General features: G+C 50.6%; 32 protein-coding genes, 3 tRNA genes and 1 pseudogene. 16 read left to right on the forward strand and 20 right to left on the reverse strand.

What is annotated here, in order from left to right; all coding sequences use genetic code 11:
- Positions 1–328 precede the first annotated feature (328 nt).
- The 16 genes and pseudogenes from AAIG39_RS05125 to AAIG39_RS05200 form a co-directional block, all read right to left on the reverse strand.
- On the reverse strand, positions 329–934 hold the full coding sequence (locus tag AAIG39_RS05125; RefSeq protein ID WP_047369738.1) for a hypothetical protein: 606 nt from the start codon (positions 932–934) through the stop codon (positions 329–331).
- 10 nt (positions 935–944) lie between these two features.
- Positions 945–1,970, reverse strand: a complete 1,026-nt coding sequence (locus AAIG39_RS05130) for a DUF968 domain-containing protein (protein WP_047369737.1) — start codon at positions 1,968–1,970, stop codon at positions 945–947.
- A complete protein-coding gene (locus AAIG39_RS05135; protein WP_047369736.1) occupies positions 1,955–2,323 on the reverse strand; it encodes a RusA family crossover junction endodeoxyribonuclease in 369 nt (122 codons plus the stop codon). The genes AAIG39_RS05130 and AAIG39_RS05135 overlap by 16 nt, the downstream gene beginning before the upstream one ends.
- Positions 2,324–2,325: 2 nt before the next feature.
- Positions 2,326–2,526: a hypothetical protein gene (locus tag AAIG39_RS05140; protein ID WP_047369735.1), complete on the reverse strand. Its 201-nt coding sequence runs from the start codon at positions 2,524–2,526 to the stop codon at positions 2,326–2,328.
- Positions 2,523–2,915 carry a LexA family protein gene (locus AAIG39_RS05145; RefSeq protein ID WP_052958817.1) on the reverse strand — a complete coding sequence of 131 codons (393 nt, stop codon included), beginning with the start codon at positions 2,913–2,915 and terminating at the stop codon, positions 2,523–2,525. Before AAIG39_RS05145 ends, AAIG39_RS05140 begins: the two co-directional genes overlap by 4 nt.
- 192 nt (positions 2,916–3,107) lie before the next feature.
- Positions 3,108–3,572 carry a hypothetical protein gene (locus AAIG39_RS05150; protein ID WP_223883579.1) on the reverse strand — a complete coding sequence of 155 codons (465 nt, stop codon included), beginning with the start codon at positions 3,570–3,572 and terminating at the stop codon, positions 3,108–3,110.
- Positions 3,573–3,712: 140 nt separating this feature from the next.
- Positions 3,713–3,946, reverse strand: coding sequence for a hypothetical protein (locus AAIG39_RS05155; protein ID WP_047369733.1), 234 nt, complete (start codon positions 3,944–3,946; stop codon positions 3,713–3,715).
- Positions 3,947–3,984: 38 nt separating this feature from the next.
- Entirely contained in the window at positions 3,985–5,046 is a 1,062-nt protein-coding gene (gene recA / locus AAIG39_RS05160) for a recombinase RecA (RefSeq protein WP_047373233.1), read from the reverse strand.
- Positions 5,047–5,240: 194 nt separating this feature from the next.
- Positions 5,241–5,714: pseudogene (locus AAIG39_RS05165) on the reverse strand (DNA cytosine methyltransferase); the annotation flags it as partial.
- Positions 5,675–6,181, reverse strand: a complete 507-nt coding sequence (locus AAIG39_RS05170; RefSeq protein WP_343193328.1) for a hypothetical protein — start codon at positions 6,179–6,181, stop codon at positions 5,675–5,677. The pseudogene AAIG39_RS05165 and the gene AAIG39_RS05170, both read right to left, overlap by 40 nt.
- Positions 6,178–6,489: a hypothetical protein gene (locus AAIG39_RS05175; protein ID WP_047369731.1), complete on the reverse strand. Its 312-nt coding sequence runs from the start codon at positions 6,487–6,489 to the stop codon at positions 6,178–6,180. The genes AAIG39_RS05170 and AAIG39_RS05175 overlap by 4 nt, the downstream gene beginning before the upstream one ends.
- The gene (locus AAIG39_RS05180) at positions 6,483–6,923 is read right to left on the reverse strand and encodes a hypothetical protein (RefSeq protein WP_343193329.1); all 441 of its coding nucleotides are present in this window, start codon (positions 6,921–6,923) and stop codon (positions 6,483–6,485) included. The genes AAIG39_RS05175 and AAIG39_RS05180 overlap by 7 nt, the downstream gene beginning before the upstream one ends.
- A gap of 13 nt (positions 6,924–6,936) precedes the next feature.
- A complete protein-coding gene (locus AAIG39_RS05185) occupies positions 6,937–7,482 on the reverse strand; it encodes a replication protein P (protein ID WP_139153694.1) in 546 nt (181 codons plus the stop codon).
- Positions 7,394–8,392, reverse strand: coding sequence for a DnaT-like ssDNA-binding domain-containing protein (locus AAIG39_RS05190; protein ID WP_343193330.1), 999 nt, complete (start codon positions 8,390–8,392; stop codon positions 7,394–7,396). Before AAIG39_RS05190 ends, AAIG39_RS05185 begins: the two co-directional genes overlap by 89 nt.
- Before the next feature lie 54 nt (positions 8,393–8,446).
- Complete coding sequence (locus AAIG39_RS05195) at positions 8,447–9,001, reverse strand: toxin YdaT family protein (RefSeq protein ID WP_047369727.1); 555 nt, start codon at positions 8,999–9,001, stop codon at positions 8,447–8,449.
- Positions 8,982–9,233, reverse strand: coding sequence for a YdaS family helix-turn-helix protein (locus AAIG39_RS05200; RefSeq protein WP_071845858.1), 252 nt, complete (start codon positions 9,231–9,233; stop codon positions 8,982–8,984). The genes AAIG39_RS05195 and AAIG39_RS05200 overlap by 20 nt, the downstream gene beginning before the upstream one ends.
- A gap of 122 nt (positions 9,234–9,355) precedes the next feature.
- On the opposite strand from AAIG39_RS05200, the gene AAIG39_RS05205 reads away from it, so the two are divergent.
- From AAIG39_RS05205 to AAIG39_RS05255, 11 genes are all read left to right on the forward strand, one after another.
- Complete coding sequence (locus AAIG39_RS05205; protein WP_047373231.1) at positions 9,356–9,748, forward strand: helix-turn-helix domain-containing protein; 393 nt, start codon at positions 9,356–9,358, stop codon at positions 9,746–9,748.
- Between the two features lie 329 nt (positions 9,749–10,077).
- Positions 10,078–10,200 (forward strand): hypothetical protein, encoded by a 123-nt coding sequence (locus AAIG39_RS05210; RefSeq protein WP_261802770.1) that lies wholly within the window; start codon positions 10,078–10,080, stop codon positions 10,198–10,200.
- Positions 10,197–10,382 carry a DUF1482 family protein gene (locus AAIG39_RS05215; RefSeq protein WP_249569368.1) on the forward strand — a complete coding sequence of 62 codons (186 nt, stop codon included), beginning with the start codon at positions 10,197–10,199 and terminating at the stop codon, positions 10,380–10,382. Before AAIG39_RS05210 ends, AAIG39_RS05215 begins: the two co-directional genes overlap by 4 nt.
- Before the next feature lie 168 nt (positions 10,383–10,550).
- Complete coding sequence (locus AAIG39_RS05220) at positions 10,551–10,886, forward strand: hypothetical protein (RefSeq protein ID WP_343193331.1); 336 nt, start codon at positions 10,551–10,553, stop codon at positions 10,884–10,886.
- A 15-nt stretch (positions 10,887–10,901) separates the two neighbouring features.
- Positions 10,902–11,240: an RrF2 family transcriptional regulator gene (locus AAIG39_RS05225; RefSeq protein ID WP_343193332.1), complete on the forward strand. Its 339-nt coding sequence runs from the start codon at positions 10,902–10,904 to the stop codon at positions 11,238–11,240.
- A 138-nt stretch (positions 11,241–11,378) separates the two neighbouring features.
- A complete protein-coding gene (locus AAIG39_RS05230; protein WP_343193334.1) occupies positions 11,379–13,880 on the forward strand; it encodes a 3'-5' exonuclease in 2,502 nt (833 codons plus the stop codon).
- A 70-nt stretch (positions 13,881–13,950) separates the two neighbouring features.
- Positions 13,951–14,199 (forward strand): DUF4224 domain-containing protein, encoded by a 249-nt coding sequence (locus tag AAIG39_RS05235; protein ID WP_071845857.1) that lies wholly within the window; start codon positions 13,951–13,953, stop codon positions 14,197–14,199.
- Entirely contained in the window at positions 14,168–15,193 is a 1,026-nt protein-coding gene (locus tag AAIG39_RS05240; RefSeq protein WP_343193457.1) for a tyrosine-type recombinase/integrase, read from the forward strand. Before AAIG39_RS05235 ends, AAIG39_RS05240 begins: the two co-directional genes overlap by 32 nt.
- Before the next feature lie 284 nt (positions 15,194–15,477).
- Positions 15,478–15,846 carry a helix-turn-helix domain-containing protein gene (locus AAIG39_RS05245; RefSeq protein ID WP_343193335.1) on the forward strand — a complete coding sequence of 123 codons (369 nt, stop codon included), beginning with the start codon at positions 15,478–15,480 and terminating at the stop codon, positions 15,844–15,846.
- A gap of 74 nt (positions 15,847–15,920) precedes the next feature.
- Positions 15,921–16,409, forward strand: coding sequence for an ImmA/IrrE family metallo-endopeptidase (locus AAIG39_RS05250; protein WP_343193336.1), 489 nt, complete (start codon positions 15,921–15,923; stop codon positions 16,407–16,409).
- Positions 16,410–16,567: 158 nt separating this feature from the next.
- Positions 16,568–16,702: a hypothetical protein gene (locus AAIG39_RS05255; RefSeq protein WP_343193337.1), complete on the forward strand. Its 135-nt coding sequence runs from the start codon at positions 16,568–16,570 to the stop codon at positions 16,700–16,702.
- Positions 16,703–16,854: 152 nt separating this feature from the next.
- Here AAIG39_RS05255 and AAIG39_RS05260 read toward each other — a convergent pair.
- Positions 16,855–16,944, reverse strand: a tRNA-Ser gene (locus tag AAIG39_RS05260).
- Between the two features lie 93 nt (positions 16,945–17,037).
- Between AAIG39_RS05260 and mtfA the strand changes: the two genes are divergently transcribed.
- Together mtfA and AAIG39_RS05270 are read left to right on the forward strand one after the other, a co-directional pair.
- Positions 17,038–17,835, forward strand: coding sequence for a DgsA anti-repressor MtfA (gene mtfA, locus AAIG39_RS05265; protein WP_343193338.1), 798 nt, complete (start codon positions 17,038–17,040; stop codon positions 17,833–17,835).
- 100 nt (positions 17,836–17,935) lie between these two features.
- A tRNA-Asn gene (locus tag AAIG39_RS05270) sits at positions 17,936–18,011 on the forward strand.
- Between the two features lie 51 nt (positions 18,012–18,062).
- On the opposite strand, the gene AAIG39_RS05275 is transcribed toward AAIG39_RS05270, so the two are convergent.
- Positions 18,063–18,986: a LysR family transcriptional regulator gene (locus tag AAIG39_RS05275; protein ID WP_343193339.1), complete on the reverse strand. Its 924-nt coding sequence runs from the start codon at positions 18,984–18,986 to the stop codon at positions 18,063–18,065.
- Positions 18,987–19,077: 91 nt separating this feature from the next.
- Here AAIG39_RS05275 and AAIG39_RS05280 point away from each other — a divergent pair, with 91 nt between their 5' ends.
- Positions 19,078–19,554 (forward strand): GNAT family N-acetyltransferase, encoded by a 477-nt coding sequence (locus AAIG39_RS05280; protein WP_090087270.1) that lies wholly within the window; start codon positions 19,078–19,080, stop codon positions 19,552–19,554.
- A gap of 51 nt (positions 19,555–19,605) precedes the next feature.
- On the opposite strand, the gene cbl is transcribed toward AAIG39_RS05280, so the two are convergent.
- Positions 19,606–20,556, reverse strand: a complete 951-nt coding sequence (cbl, locus tag AAIG39_RS05285; protein ID WP_090087272.1) for an HTH-type transcriptional regulator Cbl — start codon at positions 20,554–20,556, stop codon at positions 19,606–19,608.
- A gap of 101 nt (positions 20,557–20,657) precedes the next feature.
- Positions 20,658–21,575 (reverse strand): nitrogen assimilation transcriptional regulator NAC, encoded by a 918-nt coding sequence (gene nac / locus AAIG39_RS05290; RefSeq protein ID WP_090087275.1) that lies wholly within the window; start codon positions 21,573–21,575, stop codon positions 20,658–20,660.
- Positions 21,576–21,907: 332 nt separating this feature from the next.
- Between nac and AAIG39_RS05295 the strand changes: the two genes are divergently transcribed.
- Positions 21,908–21,983: transfer RNA gene (locus AAIG39_RS05295), tRNA-Asn, on the forward strand.
- 186 nt (positions 21,984–22,169) lie between these two features.
- The gene (locus AAIG39_RS05300) at positions 22,170–22,358 is read left to right on the forward strand and encodes a YjfB family protein (RefSeq protein ID WP_343193340.1); all 189 of its coding nucleotides are present in this window, start codon (positions 22,170–22,172) and stop codon (positions 22,356–22,358) included.
- Positions 22,359–22,432: the final 74 nt, after the last annotated feature.

Consider the following 22,432-nt stretch of genomic DNA (forward strand, 5'->3'; position numbering starts at 1 on the left):
GGGCCAGCGACCAAAGAGGGCGGCCTCTGCGCAAGCGCCTGACGGTTGGGTAATGAGCCGCCGCCAGTGAGGCCTGAATACGAAAAGCCCCGCAAATTGCGAGGCTTGATATGTTTTGCTTTTCGACGATATGACAGGGGTACTGGTGCAATGCACCCCGCGAATACCCCTGTCGTATCGCCGGAAAACAAAAAACCCGCAGTGCGGGCTTTTCGATTATGTCAGATTGTCGCTTCTCGTCGCTGCCATCGTGGCGCAGCTCTGCCAAGCATGCCTAAATAAAACATTTTTCTGGCCCGTTTTCAATGCAAATAACAAAAAATAACTTTCATGCGTTCTCTACCAGAAGTTTTCGGGCCGACAGGAATACCTTTGCCCTGAATATTTCAAGGCACCAGCGGACGCGTTTTCTGGCCTCATCAGCTGTAAGCCACGGTGCAATAACCTGTAATTCCCGGGTAATGTCTGAGATTTTTTTTCGCGTGGTGTAGTACTGGAGACCCACCAGATAGACCGGATCATTTAAATCCATCGCCCGCAAAACGCTCTGCTCTACAAAATCAGTGTCATCCTTACGAATTGCCTCATCAATTACACTTACTGACGGCCGGGGCCAGAGAATTTCATGCGCACGATTCATTGCAAGTTGTCCCCTGAAACCTTCGCTGCGCGCCTGGTTCAACGCAGCAGTAAAACGCTCCAGAGCTTTATCTGACCAGTTCCTCCCTCTCATCCCATTCCAGCAGGAGTGCCCGCGAGGTTTTTTAGGGCCAGTATTTCCCCTTACGCATTCGCCCCAGACCGTAAGTAAAGACTTTACCCAGGCTGACTGAACAGATGTCAAAGGAGTGAATTTCCCAAGGTAAGTTTTGCGCGGTGCAGTTGCGACAATACCCATACCGGCTAAATGCTGACGACGTTGACGTGGTGTCATGTTTGCTCCTTTACGCCAGAACGCCGAGCGCAAAGGCGCGGTCCAGCAATTTGATAATGAGTTCAGGTTGTGTGCCGTACTGGCGCTCGAACGCCGCCGGGCTGTTGTGAAGTTCGGTATGGTGTTTTCTACAGAGAGGAATGGTGAACGCGTCGTGAGCTTTGGTCGCCATGCCACCCTGCCCCCAGCCAATCATATGATGGGCATCATCGGCGGGGTTGCCGCAGCACATGCACGGTTGGGTCTTCACCCAGGCGAGGAACTTTGGATTTTCCCAGCGGATGCGTTTTGGTCGCGCATAAAGTGTCTGCGGCGCCACGGGATCAACCGCGACTGAAACCACGGGTTTTATGGCTGGTAGCTGAGGAAATGCCGCTTTTTTGACTTTCTCCGCCAGTATGCTGGTGGCTGGCAGAGACGGGACAATATCGGATTCGCGCATAACAGACGACATTGTTTCAACAGGCAAACCAAGCACCCGGCGGGAAACTTCCTCCGGTATGGCCTCAGTAACTCCCCGGAGAATGGCCCACCAGCACAGCTCTGGCAGAGTTACTTCGTGGTCGTCGGCAAATCGCAGCTCACGGCGAATGGCGCGCAAAATCCAGATGGCGGCATTTTTGGCAACGATTTGATCCAGTTCCTGACTGGGTGCTTCACGCAACTGGTTATCGCAGTGCCAGCAAAGCAGTGCAGCGCCACCGGCATGGCGATGAGTAACCAGCTCTTTGTGGTGATAAGTTGAGTGCGGCCACTGGCACTTTTTACCGCGGCGCCGTAACCAGGACTCGAGCCCATTAATACCTCCAGCCGCATTAATAACCTTCTGGTGAGTGAAGAACGGGCACAATGCCGGATCATCAATAAGCATCTGCCGGACAGGCGGTACGGCACCCGAAGGAAGGTCAACCATATTCTCTGGCTGACGCTCCACCAGCACGCGACCAGAAGTGAAAATATGCATTAACTCGCGACCGGGACGCAGAAGCACAACCCCCATATCCCGGGCGATATCCGGTTTCAGCAGGACGCGCATGCCGCCTCCCGGATTATGATTTGCCCGATCTCGCCCCACACTTTAGTTATGTGGCAATCCCAGATGTGCGCATCATCCTCATAGAGCGCATCCATCAGGGCTTTCAGCATGTTGTCGCAGTCAGGCTTAGCCTGGTGTGGCTGGCCGTTATGTTGCTGGCGTTTCTTTTTGCTCCAACTGGCTGGCATAGGCAGGACAAACGTGACATGCGCACCAGACTCAGGCAGGGCTACACCACGCAGTCGCACCTCATCGCAGAACGCCCGGTAACGCATAACCTCAGGGCGCTTTTTCCACTTGTCGGCGCGAGTCATACGGGGTTTGCCCATCGGCACGATTGGATAAATTTGCATACTCACTCCCAGTGCCTCCACTGGTAAGTTTTATCTGGACGCGGTGGCTTGCCCGACTCAGGCAGGCGCGCGCTGACAATCCAGCTCTTATAGTCAGGAGCAAGGCTTTTTTCGGTTTCGACGTGTTTTGCCGTGTAGCGGGCAACCAGCTCCGTGGCTTGTTCGGCGGTGAGGTCAGTATGTGTGAACCAGCCTTTTTTCATTGCCCGCCCTCGTACAGTCGGACAAATTCCTCAGCGCGTGCACGGGCGCCGGGTTCATGGTTCAATAACGCATTCAGCAACTGCACCGCAAGAACAGGCTCCTTGTTACCGACGATTGTTATACCGCGGGCAGCCCCCCGGACCTGGTTAATTAACCCTTTTCGCTCAAGCGCCTTGAGGTGTTCAGCGACTGCATTAACAGAACGGACGCCAATAAGCCCGGCCAGTTCTTTCATGGTTGGCGGGTAACCGTGCTGCCGGATATAGAACAGCAGCAGGTCATATACTTCCTGCTGTCGCGGAGTGAGGTTTTGCAACAACAAGAGGCCGACTGCGTCTTCACGCGTATCAGCCAGTGGATGTTCTGATTTTGAGGTGGTATGCGCCATGGGTCTCTCCGTGGCGCAGCAGGTGTCGGGGGTTCAATCCGACATGGAAGATACTAACAGATAATCGTTGCTATTGGTTAACCGCCGAAAACAGCCGTGACATTAATTTATCTTTATGCATCACCAGTCAGCCATTTTTTGCGGACCGACTGAGAAAATCTATCGAGACTAAGGTCCCGGAGGGCTTGGTGGTTACTTTTGCGATGCGGAGCGTAGCGCTAATTGGTCCAACGCATCTTGTACCTGATTTCTAACATTGTTATTAGTGATGGGAACTTGCTGCATTTGACCGAATGCCATCTGCGTTTCAACCCACATGTCCGCCCATACCTTCGTATCGCTATTGATTTGAGCAAGGGTGAATCGAGTTTTACTTACCGGGGTAGTTGAATAAGCATTCCCAATAAGCGCTTGTGACAAGATTGCCTGTCCGCCCTCCTGCTGTTTCCCGCATGTAATGGTGTTGTCAGTAGACTCAGAGATCATAAAACCAGTAGAGCTACACAACTCAGTTATCCAATCTTTGACTTGTGATTTTTGCGTATTTTTATAAACAGCCTCGGGCTTCCCCGATGCCGTTTGTTTTTTTAAAGGCGCCTGCCCAGCACATCCTACGACACTAAAAATGATTGCGGACGCCATCAGAACTTTTTTCATTATCATCCCCTGATTAGTATGGTTTTGAGCATATTAACCAGGGGATGCTTGAAAGCAACGAAATAGTGTTGAGATTACTTTTTCGCAATATTCTGACTTATGAATCCGCCAACCTTATCTACTATGAGATACCTGGTCAGCTAACATGCCGCATCAGATACGTGACAAACGCGATAACCGGCCTTTTCCAGCATCATTGTGAACATTGAAGGTGTGCCAATAACCTCATCTTCCATCAGCGGCATGAATGAAACCATATCGCCTTTGCGATACATCATGGCACGCTGGCAGTCAGGAAATGACTCGAGATAAGCGATTATCGCCCTGTCTGCACAACGTACCACTGCAAAACCGGTATCAGGCAAGTCATCCATGCCCCCTCCTTCTTCTTGTTTCGCACGACCATATTGGGTTATTCGTTTTCTGCGTCTTCTGTTGCTTCTTCAGGAGGGGTTACATCTGAGGGGATAGCTCCCGCCACCAGCGCATTTTCTCTGATTAGTGACTCTATCTCGCCGGAAACACCTGGGTTTTCCTCAAGCCATTTAGTCGCATTGCCGCGACCATTCCCAATTTTTTCGCCTTTATAGTCGTACCATGCGCCCATTTTTTGGATGATTTTTAACTGGACACCCAGATCAAGAATTTCATCGGTACGGGATATTCCTTTACCAAACAGAAGACGGTAGGAGGCCTTTTTGAACGGCGCCGCCACTTTATTTTTTACAATTTTAACGGTCGTATCCTTACCGACAATCTGCTCGCCTTCCTTGATGTTTGTCGCCCGCACATCCAGGCGAACGGTCGCATAGAATTTCAGCGCGTTTCCTCCCGTAGTAGTCTCCGGGTTACCAAACATGACGCCAATTTTCATTCTCAACTGATTGATAAATATCACCACTGTTTTCGTTTTGCTGATTTCGCCAGCTAATTTACGCATGGCCTGGCCCATCATGCGGGCTTGAATACCCATTTGTGGATCACCAATTTCGCCCTCAAGTTCAGCTTTTGGGACCAGCGCAGCGACAGAGTCAACGACAATCACGCCCACGGCGCCAGAGCGCACCAGAGCGTCGGTAATTTCCAGAGCCTGCTCACCCGTATCGGGTTGCGAAATAAGCAGATTATCGATGTCCACCCCAAGCATTTGCGCATAGCGAGGATCAAGCGCATGTTCCGCATCAATGAAAGCACACTGCCGACCCGTTTTTTGGGCCGCAGCAATAGCAGAAAGGGCGACAGTGGTTTTACCGGATGATTCGGGGCCGTACACTTCAATAATCCTGCCTACCGGGATCCCACCACCCAGCGCGATATCCAGACTAAGCGACCCGCTGGACATCGTTTCAACTATCAGGTTTGAGTTTTCACCAAGGCGCATAATTGAGCCCTTACCAAACTGTTTCTCTATTTGTCCCATCGCAGCCTGGAGGGCTTTTGTTTTTTCTTCCTGGTTGGCAGGTTTCTCATTCATAACTTTTTTCTTATCGTTCGCCATGGCGGATCTCCTGTATGAGCAATAACTGTGTTTATGTACATACTGTATAAATAAACAGTACACTCATAAATTAGAATGATCAATACAGTGAAGGTACAAATTGTTAATGCGGTAGCTGACAATATAAAAAAGAAAACCCGCATGCAGCGGGTTAAATTTATGAAGGTTTACTATGCGGCCATTTCTTTGGCTGAACACATCTCTGGCAGATTAGCCCTCACCAGTGCTTCCGCGAACGGCGGCGGTACCGCGTTGCCGCACCTCGCAACTTGCTTGTCTTTTGCGTACTTCACGCCTTGATAGTCGCGGTCGATGATGTACCACTCCGGGAATCCCTGCGCCCGGTAAAGCTCGCGCGGCTGGAGCATGCGCATACCGATATCAACGATGCGATATACCACGTCTTTGATGGTTACAAACTCGCTGATGCCGTACTCATGCAGGAATGCCGCCACCTGCCCCGCCCGGTGCTCGTCATATTCGTTTTCAGCCAGCATGGTCCTCACCTCACCAAAGTGCAGGCCACCCGCCGTTACGGTCTGCAACGGTGTATCGGTTGGCTGCCCGATATTCGTGCCACGCATTTTAATAACGCTGGACGTGATCAAAGCGTGGTGGTTTCCAGTCGTAATAGTATGGGATGGCGGGCCATCGAGTCGAACTCATTTGCCAGGCACGCCATTTCTTTCAACGTCGGTGAACGCTCTTTGAGGCAGATTATTTCGTGGCGCACCGAATCTGCTGCATAGCTGAATGCATCAGCTCGTGCTTCTTCTCGCAGGGCTGCGATTGCTGCCGATGTGGCGAGGGATTGCATGCAAGCTATGATTGACTTCATTCCAGCCAACAACGCCTCGTCCTCCGAAGCTCCGTTACCTTCTGCAATTGCGGACGCCGCTGCACCTTCCTCGCTATGTTTTAACCAGTTTTCGGGAGTAAGAAGAATGGTGTTTTCCATCGCCAACTGCGCGGTCAGTTCGGTTTGTTTATCCAGTGCAGTAGCCAGGTGAGACACCATTTTGGCGATCTCGATAATCGGTGTGTCAGCCGTCATTGCGGCTGCAAATTCGTGCCCCACACGGGCTACATGTTTGTTTGCAACGATTGTCATTTCTGTGCGCTCCCGAAAATTTTGTGAACCTGATAACCCTGCCATTTTTCGCGGCAAATCTGCGCTGCAGTTTGCGGCGCTGGAGGACAGGCAGCGGGTGCCACTCGCGAACGCCACCGATGTGTAAGCCGGTATTCAGGGTGGTGAGGTTTACCAACGTTTTTCACGATGCCCGCCAGCGTCAGACGTTTCAGGCGGTCGTAGGCCTCTTTGATGTCGCAGCCCAGCAGACTGCGAACCTGCCGTGTGGAAATGGATTTTTCCCGTACCAGAAATTCAACGATGGCGCGTTGCTCAGGTTTCAGCATGCTTCTGCCCTCCGCGCGCGGGCATTGCGAATGCAGCGGTTACGCAATCGGGAAATGTCCTGAATCTCCTGACTGCTTTTTGCCAGTCGCATAATCTCGCTGTATTTCGTAGCAGCACGCAGCCAGTGCCCCCGTGATTCAATCAGAGCAGCCTCTTCAAGCGCCACCCGTAGAACTTCCGGATCGGCTTTTTGACCAAGCTCCGGTAACTCGATATCGGGGATATCGCTGCCGGGCACAACGGTATATTCCCAGTGGGTGCCGTTGTGGCTCCGGGTCATGACACCGCGCTGTACTAACGCAGCCAGTTGCTGCCCCGTCGAACCGGAGTCAGTGTTGAAAACGTCGCATAGTTCCGGGGTGGTAATACCCGGGTGCTGGCTGACATACACAACCAGTCGGTCAGCCTGAGTAATTCGTTTTTGTTTGGTCATTGGTCAAAACTCGTTAGTTGATTAAACCTGCCGCTTTGCGGCGCTTGTACTCTTCCATCAGCAACTGTGCCGGGGTTGGCCCAGCCGGTGCTTTCGGCCCTGCCAGTTGACGCACTACCGGAGGAATCGAGAAACCGTTTTGAACGTGCTTCGTCCACTTGGTCAGTAATTTTTCAGCCAGCCGCTGCAGCTCGTTTTCCGTCATACGTCGGTCCACGCCTGTGCGGCGCATTTCAATGCAGATGTGGTAGAGCACAGGCTGAGGCCATGGATATTTATCGCTGCCGGAATAGCGGTATGACTCATTGCGCCAGCGCTTGTATTCCGCCATCACCATTTCTGATGTCAGGCTGAATGGGTTTGCGCCACTCTCTGATACCAGCGAAACAAATTCTGCCAGGTCTGGCGGCCAAGAGTTCCCGGCGGCGCAGCGCTCCATGCACTGATTGCATACCAGGGTGATTTGCCTCTCAGTCATCGAACCGATCTGAGCTATCCACATAGTCGAGGGTTCGGCCCCGTTCTTCTGCGTCCAGCGGTTCGAGTAGATTTCCGCCATGACTTCCCACAGGCGCCATGCCGTGTCTTCCGCCCGAGGATCCACCATCACGTTCTTTTCGGGCTCGAGCATCCCGGACTTGCTGTACTGCTCTTGAAGCGCTTCCAGAGTGAACTGGCGCATTTTCGTTACCTCTCGCTGCTACGGATTTTTGGTTGTTGGCCCGCGCTACGGGTATGTGCCGGGCAAACTTCTGTTCCCACTGAACCTGCGTGAAAACCTTCATTTCAGCCCCCCAATAGGTTGTGAATTCCGCCAATTCGGTTGGCAGGTAATCCGGTTCTGGTAGAGCTATGCCCCACATCGCTGCTCGTCGCCGGAAATCACGAGACGGGAGCCAGGCATCCGTCATCTGAAATTTGCCGATAGGTTCATCTACGCCTTCCAGATATCGGGGGGCTTGAGTCGGCGGCGGATGTTGTTGCCGTTGTTCTTCCTGATCCTGAAATTCTTCTTCGCGCTCGCTAAGAGAGGGGTTTGATCCTTTTCCCTTCCCTTCCTTTCCTTTTCCGTCAGTGACACCTCCTTGAGCACTCACTGAGTCATCACTGAACTGATTACCACTGCCGCCACTGTTTTCAGTGAGTAGTACCGGAGCGGGTATCTTTGTTGCCGACGGCCGGTTGATTTTCTGATGCTTAGCGAAGCCCTTTATGTGCAAATATTCCTGACCGTTCACTGAGTACTCAGTGAGTAATCCATGAGTGATTAACTCAGCTATGAGGGGTTCGCAGTCGATTAAATCCGCCGGGAACACCTGCATTTTGATCCGCTTGTGGGAACGCTCCATGCATCCCAGGTCATTGGCGAAGTTGAACAACCCAATAAACAGAAGTCGGGCGGGGATCGTGCATTCCACCACCTTTTCATCTGTCCAGAATTCAGGTTTCACTGTTCTGATGCGGGCCATCTAAAACCTCGTATTAATCAGCAAAATGCTGATGGTCATTGGTCAAAACTCGTTTCAAAAACACTGCGGCGCCAGAGTGCTGAGCAATGCCAGCGCTGGTTCTGATATCTCTTTCGGAAGCATCGCGTAAAGCGATGTGGCTGCCTCCCATATCTCTTTTTCAAGGCGCTGCAGAGGCGCGCCCAGCATCTTTGCCTGGTGGGCCTCAGAGCATTCTTTGATTGCTGCAGCCACCAGTTCTGCTTCGGTCTTGCCAGAACGGAGACCGTAGGCGCGTGCTATCTCGATTGGCATCACGGATGAAATCGCCGGGGCCAGTTGCATGACATAGCGGTTGTATTTTTCGGATCCGTTTTCGTTACGCAGATAGCGGAACAAGTTCAGCTTGTTGACTGTGATCCCCTTGCCGCCAGTACGTTTCCATTCTTCTGCCACCAGCCGCGCTATCTGTTCCTGAGCCTGACCCGGCAACGTTTTTTCCCATTCGCTGACGGCGGTATTGATCGCCATCCGTTTCAGGTTGTCCCGCCGCCGCGGTTCAATCTGATTTTTCGATTTCAATGCCAAAGGCGGACATTGATTAGGATGATCAAAGCTGATTGTGTGCATGGGCAGTCTCCTGCTGCGGCAAGCCATCAGTGGGGTTTGGGTAAAGATCGGGGCGTAACTCATGTGGAGTTACTTGCCAGTCCAGAACACGGCAAGCATTCAGGACTTCTGTGCTGGCTACCTGAGTGCGAAACCAGACAGATACTGTCTGAGAGTTTTTACCCAAACGACGTGCTAGTTCCGACTGACTTCCACATAAAGAGATTATTTTCTGTTGAGTGGCTTCTTTCATGGTTCCTCCTGATTTCCGTACCACATGATTGATAATTAATTTATCAGTGTCAAGAAATTTAACTAACCACAACTACAAAGAAACTTTGTATTCTTGGTTACTGGTTTGATTTGGATATGAATATGAACTTTGAAGAACGGCTGATAAGGGCCATTGAAGAGGCTGAAATATCTCAATCTGAATTGGGTCGGCGTATTGACGTTAACTCCCAAACGGTAAGTCATTGGTGTAACGCCGGGAGTTTTCCAAGAAAAGAAAAGCTGGCCCTCTTGCCTCAAGCGCTTGGGAAGCCTCTGTATTGGTTCTTCATGACTGATGAAGAAGAAGAGCATTTAAATTCAGTCACCGCCAGCAAGACAGTCCTTAATTCAAAACAAGCGGCTCTGTTAGAGGTTTTTGATCAACTACCCGAATCAGAGCAGGACCGCTTCATATCATTGGCAAAGACTCGTTTAGAAGAACTTGATGCATTTATGGCTGAGTTCTTACGCAAAAGAAAAATTGACCCTCCGTAATCCCACTTTAACTACATTAAAGCCGCATAATTGCGGCTTTTTTTATGCCCACCCCTTAGCCGTACAGTTATTGCAAAATACGCACTGGTATATTTATTATCAGATTTGCGTTGACTATTGGTATGTTTATTTGTAGCCTGATTTTACAGAATCAGTCATCCAGGCAGGACGCCCACGAAGTAGCTGCCGGCGGCATACGAAACACCGGATGAGATGGCGACATTGATATTCATTTTTCAGTAATTTCGCGCAGCAGGCTTTACCCGTTCCGCTCGCCAGCGATACAGGCACACACTCGACATGAACCTCATCCAAGGGGAGAAAGAACAATGAAGGATTTCGCACGCGTTTCTGTTGGCATTCAGGCCGTGAAGTTGAATTGGGCTGTGGCTCGCATTCGCCAGTTCTGCTATTTCCTGGCGCAGAAAGGCAACCCGGAGATTAAGGCGTGAGCACGTTTTTTTATTTAGTCATCACCGTTTGTGCGCTGACTGGCGAGTGTTCTGATACCCCGCTGGGTGTGTATCAAACCGAAGATGACTGTAATGCCGCCGCAGCGGAGCAAAGCGTTAAAGGCGAATGCTACCCGGTAAGTATTCTGGCTGCCGACCAACAGCCTGCAGTTCATTTTTAAACGAGTTTTGACCAATGACTTACGGCTGTAGCCAGCCTGATGCCCAGTGCACGGGGCATCGTGATGGCAATACCGCCATCATAACCAAACAGGAGGCGATGACCTGTTCTGGTTAAATTGGATAAATCTTCTTTGCCCGCCTCGCGGCGGGCCTTTTTAGGAGGAGATATGTCAGCAAACGAATTAGCGCTGCGTTTCAGCACCGCACCCGCTGAGCAGCTCATCGGCAGACTACCGGTGCTGGAAGTGAAGGAAGCTCTTTGGCAGGAAGTTGAGGATGAAGTACTCACTGAGGTTTATCAGGAACATGAGTTTGAAATGGAAGCAGTATCGGAACAGACAGATGTAGCGAACCGCCTGGCCAGCAAATTCGAACTCGTCGCCGAGACCTTCGGCACCGCCATCAGGCTGGCATTGACGCTACCACCAGCAGAAGCGAAGCAAATTTTGCAAGATGCTATCGACGATAATCCCGGTTACGGCCGGGAGCCGGATAAGGGATAAGTTATGGAATTTGGAATGAAACGTATCATTGCCTCAGTACGCGTCGTCGCTGTAATGAGAAAGCTTTATACCGGCGCACCTGTCACTGTTGCGACCATCAGCAGCGAACTGAAGCTTTCCCCGTCTTACGTTGAACAGATCGTATCAAAGCTGGGGAAGGCCAAAATCGTGCGTGGTCAAAAATGGCCGGGAGGCGGCTACCACCTTTGCAAACCTGAGTCCGAAACCAGCGTCGCCGAAGTGATCCGCGCTGTAACCATAATTCCGCACAGCAGCATTTTCGACCCGGTACTGGTTGCGCTCGACAGTGTTCTCGTCTCGCAACTGTCCGACGCAAAGATCAGTACCCCATAAAGCACAAAACCCGCCGAAGCGGGTTAGTGCCCGGTTAGCCGACCAAAGCTTTCCGGAACGAGTTTTGACCAATGACCAACCGCAGGCGGCTAACCATTAGCTGCCGGGAATCTTACAACCTTTAGGAGCCCGAACGCAATGCAGACATACGCGTTTTTGATTAAAGCGAAAGCCAAAGCGACTGACGCTAAACACCTTTTTTGCTGGCTATCTGCAAAATCCGATTCCCGCGCTGAACGCGAAATTGCCAATATTCTTGAAGATGCAGAAATCGAAACCGGGCGCGGCGCGCCTTATTTGCAGCCGGTTCGGACAGACTGGCCTGTTGTTGATGACCTGCCGGAAGAAGGCAAGCTGGACAATACCTGGTGCGACCGCTACGAACTCAACGAAGATGGACGTTCGTGGAAGCTGATTTCCCGGCCAGCGCCGGAACCGGAAATAACCACCAGCGAGGTTACGACCTCATCAGTACCAGTTGCGAAAGAAGAACTCCCGACTACATCTGACGAAGCAAGTGTTCCTCTGGAAAATCGTGGGCTGGCTGTTCGCATTGCCATTCACCTGCTGAACGATAAATACCAGACTCATATCACGAAGGCGCAGCAGATTACCGCCACCGAGCTGTCACTGGATGAAGGCAACTCCTACATGCAGAATCTCATGCGGGCCATCAGTGACGTTGCTGAATTAACCGACCTGTCATTGCACGTTGAGTGGAAACTGGTGCAGGCAATTAAAGCTGTATTCCCTATGGATGCCGAGCACGCCCCGGCAATTCTGGTCGAATTTGTGACGAACTGGATCTCTGCTGAATCGGATTCCCGCAATCAGTTGGTGGAAGACTGGCAAAGCGGCAAATTCCCGAACAAAGAACCGGCAACCCGGAATGAGGATGTTACCGATACAATGGAACATCCGGCGGCACAACTGGGATTCCGCCAGCAGTTCCTTGCCGCGTACATTTGCGATGAGTTTGCCCATCACGTCACCGCTGACCAGCGGATCATGATCTCCGATCTCATGCTTGACGTAGATAACCATTATGTTCAAAACCTGATGCTGGCCGCCGAGAATGTGGCGGAGGCAAAAAAATATTCCTGGCAAGAGATCTGGAAGCTCACTGACGCTGTAAAAAAAGTATTTGCCCCTTCGGCACGTCATGAACTCGGCGTGGTTTTGCGGTTCATGCAGGCATGGGCAGCAACTCATCATATTGACCGCGGCTTACTGGTTAAGGAGTGGCAGGCTGGCAAACGCGTGGCCGCTATTCAGCGAACTGATTCAGGAACAACTGCTGGCGGTGGCATTCCAACAGACCGCAATCCAGACTACATCCACACGCTGGATACGCTGGACATTGAGATAGCCCTGGCGACGCTACCGATGGATTTCGACATTTACAATTTCCCGGCATCTATCCACCGTCGCGCAAAAGAAATCGTCAGCAACAAAGAAAGCCCATTTAAAGAGTGGTCTGCGGCTTTGCGCAAGACACCGGGTATTCTTGATTTCTCACGTGCTGCAATCTTCGCACTCATCCGCGGCGCCGCCGAAGACGTCCATCGCTTCCCGGCGCTTCTAAATCGATACATCAACAAAAGTCTGGCTGAAAGCAACCACGATGCACCAACCGCTGAAACCCTGGCCGCAGCCCGGCAGGTTAATAGCGCCTCCGTCGTCGCTGCGGTGATTCAGGGCACCGAACCGGTTGAGAGCCTCGATAATCTGGAAACAGGATTTGCTGTTGTAGGGAAACTGGCAGCAGCTAGCAAACCTGAGGCGACGACCGCAACAAAATCGGACGTTGCCAATCTCGGCGCGGGTATTTTCTCCATCGATAACCTGATGGGCCAACAATCCGCCACCAGCACAACCACACTACAGAGCGAGGCTGCCGACGATGTGCAGATGGAAGAAACTGGCCGTGATGAAACCCAGACTGATTCTGCGGTACCGCCGGGCGAAGCAGAAAATGTGTCAACTGAAAGCGGTGCTGCAGCTCGTCCACAGACAACTGCCGTAGATAATAATATTGATACCGGACATCAAATTAACAATGACGAATCATTCACCTTAATGACGCATCTGATGGTTGACCTTGAAACGATGGGCAGCAATCCGGAAGCACCGATAATCGCCATCGGCGCAGTGTTTTTCGATCCGGGAACAGGTAAAACAGGTCCAGAGCTCTATCAGATTGTCAGCCTCGAGTCCGCAATGGAGTTCGGAGCGAAACCTGACGCTGCCACAATAATCTGGTGGATGAAACAGTCAGCAGAGGCGCGCGCAGCGATAACCGGCGGCGATGCTATTTCGCTGATGGACGCCATCGATAACCTCGACGAATTTATTCACACGAATTCAGCCAACGGCATCAAGTATGTGCAGCTCTGGGGCAATGGCAGTTCATTCGACAATGTAATTTTGCGCCGCGCATATGAACAGGTTGGCGCGGAATTGTCTGTGCCGTTCTGGAATGATCGTGACGTGCGCACCATTGTCGAGTTGGGCAAAGTTGTTGGTATCAACCCGCGCTATCAGATCCCTTTCGACGGCGACATGCATAACGCACTGGCCGACGCCCGGCACCAGGTCAAATACGTTTCAGCTATCTGGCAGCGCCTGACTGCAAACTGATTTTCCAAAATCATAAATCAACATCCCGGTCAGTTATCTTTTACTGACCGGTCATTGAGAGAAATGACCGATGCATGAATTAACGCTGTCGCCTCAGGAAATTACAGAAATAACTGGCTACTCGCGCTATACGCATCAGCAACGGCAGTTGCGTTGCCATGGCATTCCGTTCACTACCGATGGGCGGAACCGCCCGATCGTATTACGTCGCAATCTTTTGCCCGGAATAACTGAATTACCTAAGGTTGATGAATATGTCGCTGCAGAACCTAACTACGACGCAATCAATGGGCCGACCACGAAAAGATCCAAAAGATAGACACCTGCCTCCACGGGTGACAAAAAATAAATATAGCTATGTATGGAAACCAAAGGGAACAAAACTGAGTATTACATTGGGCAAGATCCGCGAAACGAGCATGTCAAGGTTGTGGGAGAATTATGAAAAAGCGAAAGCCGAGCGCAACGATGTAATGACTTTCGAAAAATTATGGGGGTTATTTATTTCCAGCCCCTCATTTTTTGAACTGGCTCCCCGCACACAGCATGACTACAGGCAATACCATAAAAATCTGATTCCGGTTTTCGGTAAAATGAGAGCTGATGACATTAAAATAGAAATGGTCAGAATTTACATGGATCGCCGGGGTCAGCGCAGCATCAACCAGGCAAACCAGGAGCTTGGCGGTATGTCTCGAGTTTTTGGATGGGGATTCGAGCGAGGTTATGTGAAGGGAAATCCATGCAAAGGGGTAAGAAAATTCACCCTGAAAGCCAGAGAGGTTTATATTTCCGACGAAGAGTATCAGGCAATTTATGACGAAGCCGTTGTTGCAATGAAAGCAGCAATGGAAATAGCTTATCTTTGTGCTGCCCGATCTTCTGACGTTCGCACTCTAACATTAGACCAACTGTCTGATGCGGGCATTTATATACAGCAGGGTAAGACAGGAACCAAACAGATAAAAGCATGGACAGAACGCCTTCATGCAGCCGTTGAACTAGCCAAGACATTGGGTGGACAAAAATATCTGATATGTAGTTCCAAAAAGGAAATGTATTCCAAAAGCGGTTTTTCTGATCTATGGGAAGATGCCCGACTTCGTGCCGGGAAAAAACTTGGGCGAAAACTGGTCTGTACCTTTCATGATCTTAAAGCAAAAGGCATTTCCGACTATGAAGGCTCAAGTAGGGACAAGCAGCTCTTTTCTGGTCATAAAACCGAAAGTCAGGTACTGGTGTATGATAGAAAAGTTAAAATAACACCAAGCCTCAATGTCAAAAAGCTGCCTAAAAAGCAGGAAAAACACTAGATGTTGTGTTTTTTTTATTTTTTTCTCAATATATTGACAACCAGTATAGCCCTTAAACATAAGGGCTTTCGTGTTTGTCAACCAAAAGCTCACTAATTTCGTTCAATTTTCTAGTCTTGCAATAACGTGTGAGTCTATCTATCTTTCTCCATATCAAACGATTACAAAAAAGTGTGAATTTTTTATTCACCAAAAAGAGAGAATTTCTACAAACATTGTTGAAAATTTCTCTGGATATGGTTCAATGCTTACTAGTCCGCATTGGACCATAAGGAGTAGAGGAGATGAATGTTACCCAACTTGGCCGTTTTCTAAGAAAAGTGCGTATAGATCGTGGGCAGAGACTCAACGATATGGCTGAAGAGATGGAAATGAGCGTTGCCCAGCTCTCAGCGATTGAACTTGGCAAAAGGAGTATTTCACCGAAGGTTAAGCAACGCCTGATTACTTTTTACTCCGCTTTTTGTAGTGGTGAAGAAGAAATTGCAAGGTTGGTCGATGTGTCACAACCATCCTTTAAAGAAGACTTTGAAGATGCAGGCGATCTGCAGCGAGAGCTTTTTATAAGCTTTGCGAGAAGTTATAAGGCATTACCTGAGGAACAAGCCCGACAATGGCTTGATGAACTGAATGAGATAACTTTGAAGAAATAAAAAGGATGAATAGCATGCGGCCTCGACAAAGAATCTTAGGTAACAAAGTAGCTCCGTTGACTAGCGAGAGCATAATGAATAAGGCATTTGGGGCCAGATCTCTCATTCAACGTGTTCTTCAAAACAAAGCACCTTATTTAGATCCTTTGCATTTTTTGGAGAAATTGCACGATGCAGAGGTCATTGTATTAGAGATTGTCGAAAATGAAGAACTCCCCAATGAGTACGCTATAACAATACCGTCTCAGCGAATTATTAAATTACGAACTGATACGTACAATACTGCTTTTAAGGGTGAGCCACGCAGTCGTTTTACTGTTGCTCACGAACTGGGACACTTACTTTTACACGCTAATACAGTGCCTCAGTTTGCCTTTTCTCAGGCACCATCCAATCACCCTTATACAGAGGATGTAGAATGGCAAGCAAATGAATTTGCTGGGTGGCTACTGGTTGATCCCTCATGCACAGATTTACTCAAAACACCAAGGGCTTGTAGCATTGGGTTTGGCGTAAGTCTGGATACTGCGAGGCTCATGCTTGAAAAAATTCAACGACTTTGAGGCTAATTCAGATGAATTAACCTCATAGCCGTAACCAAGAATACTGGGGAGTATAATGCCCTCTCCGTATCCGAAGGTGACGAGTACTTCTTGATGTGGTAATCCGGAGTGTAGTCGTTCACCTTCGGCCTGTAAAGGCAGAAAGTGAGATTCAAATTATGACGCAGAATCTGAACGAGGTTGTTCCGGAAGGGATGGTTGAAGTATTCACCCCTTACATTACCATTAAAGGTAAGCGTATCTACAAAAAAGACGGTGGGATGTTTCATTTCTATGCACCCCCGCGAAAATGATGAGCATTAACCCGCACCAAAAGAGAGCTTCGGCTCTCTTTTTTTGCTTTGTTTAGAGTAACCTACAGCGAAGATATACTAAGAGAGTATACCAATATCATACCAAGTGTGATTTATATCGTTGAATGCTTGTGCTGTAAGTGCTTGAATAGTGGCGGAGAGAGGGGGATTTGAACCCCCGGTAGAGTTGCCCCTACTACGGTTTTCGAGACCGTCCCGTTCAGCCGCTCCGGCATCTCTCCGTTTCAATGGTTGCCATGATGCCAGGTAATTTGGCATTTTAACAGACCCTGTCCCGTTAATTTGGTTCAAGTGGCGAGTTTGCGAGCAAAGCGATGATTAAGTGGCCCTGGAAAACAAAGGAAGCCTCTCACGGTGCGGAATTCCCATGGGAAGATGCGTTAAATATCCCCGTGTTAGCGAGCCTTTCTTTAGATGAACAAGAGAAACTGGTTCAACTTGCAGACCGTTTTTTGCAACAAAAGCGGTTAGTTGCCTTGCAAGGTTTCGAACTGGATGCGCTAAAGAGCGCGCGTATCAGCATGCTCTTTTGCCTGCCGGTACTTGAACTCGGCCTTGAATGGCTGGATGGTTTCCATGAGGTGCTCATCTACCCTGCTCCATTTGTCGTTGACGACGAATGGGAAGATGGCATTGGTCTGGTGCATAGCCAGCGCATCGTTCAGTCGGGGCAAAGCTGGCAACAAGGCCCCATTGTTCTGAACTGGCTGGATATTCAGGATTCGTTCGATGCATCGGGTTTTAACCTTATCATTCACGAAGTCGCCCACAAACTGGACACCCGTAATGGTGACCGGGCAAACGGTATCCCATTCATTCCCTTGCGTGAAGTCGCGGCCTGGGAGCATGACCTGCATGCGGCGATGGAAAACATCCAGGATGAAATCGATCTGGTGGGAGAAAGCGCGGCCAGTATTGATGCCTATGCGGCAACCGACCCTGCGGAGTGTTTTGCCGTACTATCGGAATATTTTTTCAGCGCACCTGAATTGTTCGCCCCACGTTTCCCGGCGCTCTGGCAACGTTTCTGTCAGTTTTATGGCCAGGATCCGTTATCACGCCTGCGCGATCGGCCTTTTTCAGCCAATGACCCCGTGAGCCGTGTGCACTAAAAAGGCAATCTGCGCTTTAATTCACCAGTTGAATCAGCTAGTTAAATTAGGTGTTGACACATACGAACGCGGCAAGTAGTATGCGCCCCGTTCACACGATTCCTCTGTAGTTCAGTCGGTAGAACGGCGGACTGTTAATCCGTATGTCACTGGTTCGAGTCCAGTCAGAGGAGCCAAATTTGAAAACCCGCTTAAGGCAACTTAAGCGGGTTTTTGCTTTTCTGGCCTCATATCCACTTCTCTGCCAGCACCTGCAATTCGCCTTTCAGCCAGTCCGTTGCCGCCCGCTTACCACTACGTTTATGCGAATAGATTTTTACTTCAAACGACGGCACGGCAAAGGGTAGCTCAAAGATAGCTAACTGCGCCGCTTGTTTCATCTTCCCGGCGGCAAAACGCGGGATAGCGAGCAACAGGTCGCTCTGCTCAATAATGAATGGCGCACTGAGCATTGAGGGCGTTTTTATCGTAACCCGCCGCGTATGCCCCATCCGTTCCAGTTGCAAATCTAAAATACCCTGCTTCTCGTTCCAGGGGGTGACTACCAGATGCCTGGCCGCAAGGTAATCCGTCAGCGTCAGTCGCGTGCGCTGGTTGTTGCTGATAACAACATACTCATCTTCAAACCAGACAATTTCTTCCAGTTCCGGATGCGCCACGTCATCCGGCGCACTGAACCCCAGCGCCAGATCAATCTCCCCGGCAAGCAACTCTGTTAGCGCCGGGCTGTGCGGCAAATAGCGCAGCTCAAAACGCAGGCCAGGAGCCGTCTGCTGCAGCCGATTCATCAGGGCCGGGAAAATACAAAAAGCGGTGAAATCCGTAATGGCAATCTGAAAGCAGTCACTGCTGCTGGCAGCGTCAAATGCAGGTTGTGGCGTCAGCTCCTGATTGAGCGATTTTAGCGCCGTGGCAATTGCTGGCGCGATCTGGGTCGCATAAACACTGGGGCACATCCGGTGGCCCTCGCGGTAAAACAGTGGGTCGTTTAACGCAACGCGTAGACGTGAGAGTGCATGACTGAGTGCAGAAGTACTCATTGCCAGCTCTTCGGCAGCGGTTCTGACGGAACGGTGACGATAGATGGCATCGAAAACGGGTAAAAGGTTCAGATCGAGGCGTCGTAAAGCAGGATGCATAATATTCATCAACCAGTGATTTCATTGCACTTAATTCTTTTAACAATAACCCTTATGCTTAACGCCAGCAATTTGAACCCACGCATAACAGACAGGAAGATCAATGAGCATCACGATTCGCCAGGCACGCCCAACGGACGCAAAAGCCATCTTTGACATGATTTATGAACTGGCGGTATACGAAAAGGCCCCGGAAGAGGTAGTGACCACCCCGGACGAAATCAGCGCCACTCTGTTTGGCGCCGACAGTAAAACTGAGGCGTTAATCTGCGAGATCGATGGCAAAGTGGCGGGTTATGCGGTCTTCTTCACCAGCTACTCTACCTGGCTCGGACGCAACGGTATCTATATGGAAGATTTGTACATATCCCCTGACTATCGCGGCGCCGGGGCAGGCAAAGCCTTGTTGAAATACATTGCGCAATGCGCGGTACAACGCAAATGTGGTCGTCTGGAATGGAGCGTGCTCGACTGGAACAAGCCGGCAATTGATTTCTATCTGAGTATCGGCGCAGTGCCGCAAAGCGAGTGGGTACGCTATCGTCTTGATGGCGATGCGCTGCTGAAATTCGCGCAATAACCTGCAATGCGCGCATCCCCCGACGCCATTTGTTCGCGGGGGATGCTGTGTTCAAATCTGGTAATCAATCACCTCTTCGTCCGGTTCCATCACCTGACGTTTGATATCCTCAACCGACAACCCTGCATTACAGAGTTCAATAAAACGCCAGACGTAATTGCGCTGCAGTTGACCACGTTTAAGACCAAGCCAGACGGTATTCGCATCGAACAGATGACGCGTGTCCAGACGCACCAGTTTGCCCTCTTCGTTCTCCCCGCTCGACTGCTCGGCCACCAGCCCGACCCCCAGCCCCAGCTCAACGTAGGTTTTGATGACATCCGAATCCTGGGCGCTGAGCACGATATCAGGCAACAGCCCCTTACGACCAAAAGCTTCATCAATACGGGAACGTCCAGTTATCCCCTGCCGGTAGGTGATAAGCGGCCAACGGCTTATCTCTTCCAGAGTGAGCGGGGATGTTTGCAGCAATGGATGATCTTTCGGTACCAGCAGGCTGTGGTGCCAGCGAAACCAGGGAAAGGCGGCGAGCGTATTGTCATTACTGAGTCGCTCACTGGCGATGCCAATATCAGCGCCACCATTGTGCAGCAGCGTCTCAATCTCCTGCGGCGTTCCCTGAATCAGTTCCAGACGGACTTCCGGGAACAGCGCACGGAACGATTTAATGACCGTGGGCAAACTGTAGCGGGCCTGTGTATGCGTTGTCGCAATCGTCAGCACACCGGATGTATCATTTGTGAAAAGGTCAGCGAGGCGGCGCACATTGCTCGCCTCATTGAGAATACGTTCGGCTATCACCAACAGCGCTTTACCCGGCTCGGTCATACCCAGCAGCCGTTTGCCCCGGCGGATGAAAATCTCAATCCCCAGCTCTTCTTCAAGCTCGCGGATATGACGACTCACCCCGGATTGCGATGTATAGAGCATGTTGGCGACTTCGGTGAGATTATAATCCCGGCGCGCCGCTTCCCGGATAATTTTCAGTTGCTGGAAATTCACCCTTCCCTCCAGGGCCATCAGACATAACGCTATTGTTAAAGTCTGAGGCCTGGCAGAACAAATAATAAAAACCAGCATGTTATTCCGTAATGGAATAACGGTTAACTCACCAGCTGTAGCTCCTGGCTATCCATGGCCGGACGACTTACCAGAGACATAAGAATATCTTTTACCGCCTGTGCCTGCGGGGAGAGCGTGCCGCGGGCAGAAACGTTCAGAGAGAGCGGTAACGTCATCGACGGCGTGGTAATACGCGCCATCCAGCCATTGGCCGCACTGCTCAGGGAACGGGCAGCAGATTCCGGCAGCACCGTCACCCCCATACCACTGGCAATTGCCGCCGTCAGGGTGGCGATCGACTCGATTTCACCGATGATTTTTGCCGTCAGACGACGCAATGAGAATGCTTCATCAACACGCAGACGCACCGCGCTGTAATCACGTGGCAGGAACAGATTCATCTCCGCAACTGCAGTCAAATCAACGCTTTGGCCTGGACAATCGCGTGTACCAACCAGATAAAGATCCTCTTTTAGCAGCGGTAAGCTGGTGATACCGGAACCCGGCGCGCGCTCATACAGCACGGCCATATCGAGTTGACCACTGAGGAGTTTATCGTTCAGTACCGTGCCGCTGTTTTCATGCAAATAGACGGTAACTTCCGGTAATTCTGAGCGCACCGCCTGCAGCAACGGCATCGTAACGGAAGAGGCTGCCGTTCCCGGCGCAAGCCCGATAGAGACCTGTCCACGCAGACATTGCCCTACATTGTTCACCGCCAACTGTGCCTGTTCGCACTGACGCAGGATAGTCCGCGCATGAGCATAGAGGATCTTGCCCGCCTCGGTCGGTGTCACGCCGCGCTTGGTGCGAATCAGCAGTTGTTGATCCAGTTCACCCTCCAGCGTAGCCACCTGCTGGCTCAGCGCGGGCTGCGCGATATGCAGTACCTCAGCGGCCTGAGTCAGGCTGCCGATATCGACGATTTTTACGAAGTATTTCAGGCGTCTTAAGTTCATTTTGCCTCCTGTTCGGAATACCAGTGCCAACGCCGGCAGTCATGTTGTCGGAGGAGTTGCAATATGCTTGCCAGTTTTAGATAAGTCATCCGACCATCGCTAACAGGCTGGATAATAAGAGATTCTGATAATCACAGGGGATGTGATTACTGAAACAGTGGTTTGCCTGATGCCCCATAAGAGACTCCTCTGCCTCATGATGGTGCAAGCGCTCGGCAAATTGCCTTTCTTGCAGGCACATTGTTGAAATAGTCAGCAAACAGTACATGAAAAGTATTGCAGCCTTTGACAAGGCGATCTGGCATCGTTAATATGCGCCCCGTTCACACGATTCCTCTGTAGTTCAGTCGGTAGAACGGCGGACTGTTAATCCGTATGTCACTGGTTCGAGTCCAGTCAGAGGAGCCAGATTCAGAAAACCCGCTTAAGGCAACTTAAGCGGGTTTTTGTTTTTCAACGCAAGCCTCCCTTAATACGACCAGTCAGCGGACCACTTATTCTTTACTAATGTTTTGCCGTGACATGCCGATAATACTGTGAGGCTTTGTCCTCGCACTGTTAGATTTTTTGTTTGTTAACAATAGGATGATCGAAATGGATACATTACAAATCGCATCATTATCGACCAGTCTCAGTGCTTATAACCTCCAGAACCGGGTCAGCACCATTGTCCTGAGAAAAGCGCTGGATAACCAGGAGGCGACGGCAACCGGTATCATTAATCAGATACCTCAGGTGCCGGCAAATCCATCAATTGGTCGTCACGTTAATACCACCGCATAAGCAAGTTTGCCCGGCTACGCTTGCGTTGACCGGGCATTCCTGAGTACCTATGCTGCCAGGGCCCGCTCAGATGC

The organism is Phytobacter palmae, from assembly GCF_039409775.1.
Taxonomy (GTDB): domain Bacteria; phylum Pseudomonadota; class Gammaproteobacteria; order Enterobacterales; family Enterobacteriaceae; genus Phytobacter; species Phytobacter palmae.

Bases quoted from the DNA above. Each gene is read 5' to 3' on its own strand.
- AAIG39_RS05200 (WP_071845858.1), bottom strand. From the start codon at position 9,233: ATGAAAGAAGCCACTCAACAGAAAATAATCTCTTTATGTGGAAGTCAG.
- AAIG39_RS05205 (WP_047373231.1), top strand. From the start codon at position 9,356: ATGAACTTTGAAGAACGGCTGATAAGGGCCATTGAAGAGGCTGAAATA.
- AAIG39_RS05195 (WP_047369727.1), bottom strand. From the start codon at position 9,001: ATGCACACAATCAGCTTTGATCATCCTAATCAATGTCCGCCTTTGGCA.
- AAIG39_RS05210 (WP_261802770.1), top strand. From the start codon at position 10,078: ATGAAGGATTTCGCACGCGTTTCTGTTGGCATTCAGGCCGTGAAGTTG.
- AAIG39_RS05185 (WP_139153694.1), bottom strand. From the start codon at position 7,482: ATGGCGGAAATCTACTCGAACCGCTGGACGCAGAAGAACGGGGCCGAA.
- AAIG39_RS05220 (WP_343193331.1), top strand. From the start codon at position 10,551: ATGTCAGCAAACGAATTAGCGCTGCGTTTCAGCACCGCACCCGCTGAG.
- AAIG39_RS05145 (WP_052958817.1), bottom strand. From the start codon at position 2,915: ATGGCGCATACCACCTCAAAATCAGAACATCCACTGGCTGATACGCGT.
- recA (WP_047373233.1), bottom strand. From the start codon at position 5,046: ATGAATGAGAAACCTGCCAACCAGGAAGAAAAAACAAAAGCCCTCCAG.
- AAIG39_RS05280 (WP_090087270.1), top strand. From the start codon at position 19,078: ATGAGCATCACGATTCGCCAGGCACGCCCAACGGACGCAAAAGCCATC.
- AAIG39_RS05175 (WP_047369731.1), bottom strand. From the start codon at position 6,489: ATGCTGAAACCTGAGCAACGCGCCATCGTTGAATTTCTGGTACGGGAA.
- AAIG39_RS05170 (WP_343193328.1), bottom strand. From the start codon at position 6,181: ATGACAATCGTTGCAAACAAACATGTAGCCCGTGTGGGGCACGAATTT.
- AAIG39_RS05240 (WP_343193457.1), top strand. From the start codon at position 14,168: ATGGGCCGACCACGAAAAGATCCAAAAGATAGACACCTGCCTCCACGG.
- AAIG39_RS05155 (WP_047369733.1), bottom strand. From the start codon at position 3,946: ATGGATGACTTGCCTGATACCGGTTTTGCAGTGGTACGTTGTGCAGAC.
- AAIG39_RS05150 (WP_223883579.1), bottom strand. From the start codon at position 3,572: ATGAAAAAAGTTCTGATGGCGTCCGCAATCATTTTTAGTGTCGTAGGA.
- AAIG39_RS05180 (WP_343193329.1), bottom strand. From the start codon at position 6,923: ATGACCAAACAAAAACGAATTACTCAGGCTGACCGACTGGTTGTGTAT.
- AAIG39_RS05235 (WP_071845857.1), top strand. From the start codon at position 13,951: ATGCATGAATTAACGCTGTCGCCTCAGGAAATTACAGAAATAACTGGC.
- AAIG39_RS05130 (WP_047369737.1), bottom strand. From the start codon at position 1,970: ATGCGCGTCCTGCTGAAACCGGATATCGCCCGGGATATGGGGGTTGTG.
- AAIG39_RS05255 (WP_343193337.1), top strand. From the start codon at position 16,568: ATGACGCAGAATCTGAACGAGGTTGTTCCGGAAGGGATGGTTGAAGTA.
- AAIG39_RS05230 (WP_343193334.1), top strand. From the start codon at position 11,379: ATGCAGACATACGCGTTTTTGATTAAAGCGAAAGCCAAAGCGACTGAC.
- AAIG39_RS05190 (WP_343193330.1), bottom strand. From the start codon at position 8,392: ATGGCCCGCATCAGAACAGTGAAACCTGAATTCTGGACAGATGAAAAG.
- AAIG39_RS05300 (WP_343193340.1), top strand. From the start codon at position 22,170: ATGGATACATTACAAATCGCATCATTATCGACCAGTCTCAGTGCTTAT.
- nac (WP_090087275.1), bottom strand. From the start codon at position 21,575: ATGAACTTAAGACGCCTGAAATACTTCGTAAAAATCGTCGATATCGGC.
- AAIG39_RS05140 (WP_047369735.1), bottom strand. From the start codon at position 2,526: ATGAAAAAAGGCTGGTTCACACATACTGACCTCACCGCCGAACAAGCC.
- AAIG39_RS05125 (WP_047369738.1), bottom strand. From the start codon at position 934: ATGACACCACGTCAACGTCGTCAGCATTTAGCCGGTATGGGTATTGTC.
- AAIG39_RS05245 (WP_343193335.1), top strand. From the start codon at position 15,478: ATGAATGTTACCCAACTTGGCCGTTTTCTAAGAAAAGTGCGTATAGAT.
- AAIG39_RS05225 (WP_343193332.1), top strand. From the start codon at position 10,902: ATGAAACGTATCATTGCCTCAGTACGCGTCGTCGCTGTAATGAGAAAG.
- mtfA (WP_343193338.1), top strand. From the start codon at position 17,038: ATGATTAAGTGGCCCTGGAAAACAAAGGAAGCCTCTCACGGTGCGGAA.
- AAIG39_RS05250 (WP_343193336.1), top strand. From the start codon at position 15,921: ATGAATAAGGCATTTGGGGCCAGATCTCTCATTCAACGTGTTCTTCAA.
- AAIG39_RS05135 (WP_047369736.1), bottom strand. From the start codon at position 2,323: ATGCAAATTTATCCAATCGTGCCGATGGGCAAACCCCGTATGACTCGC.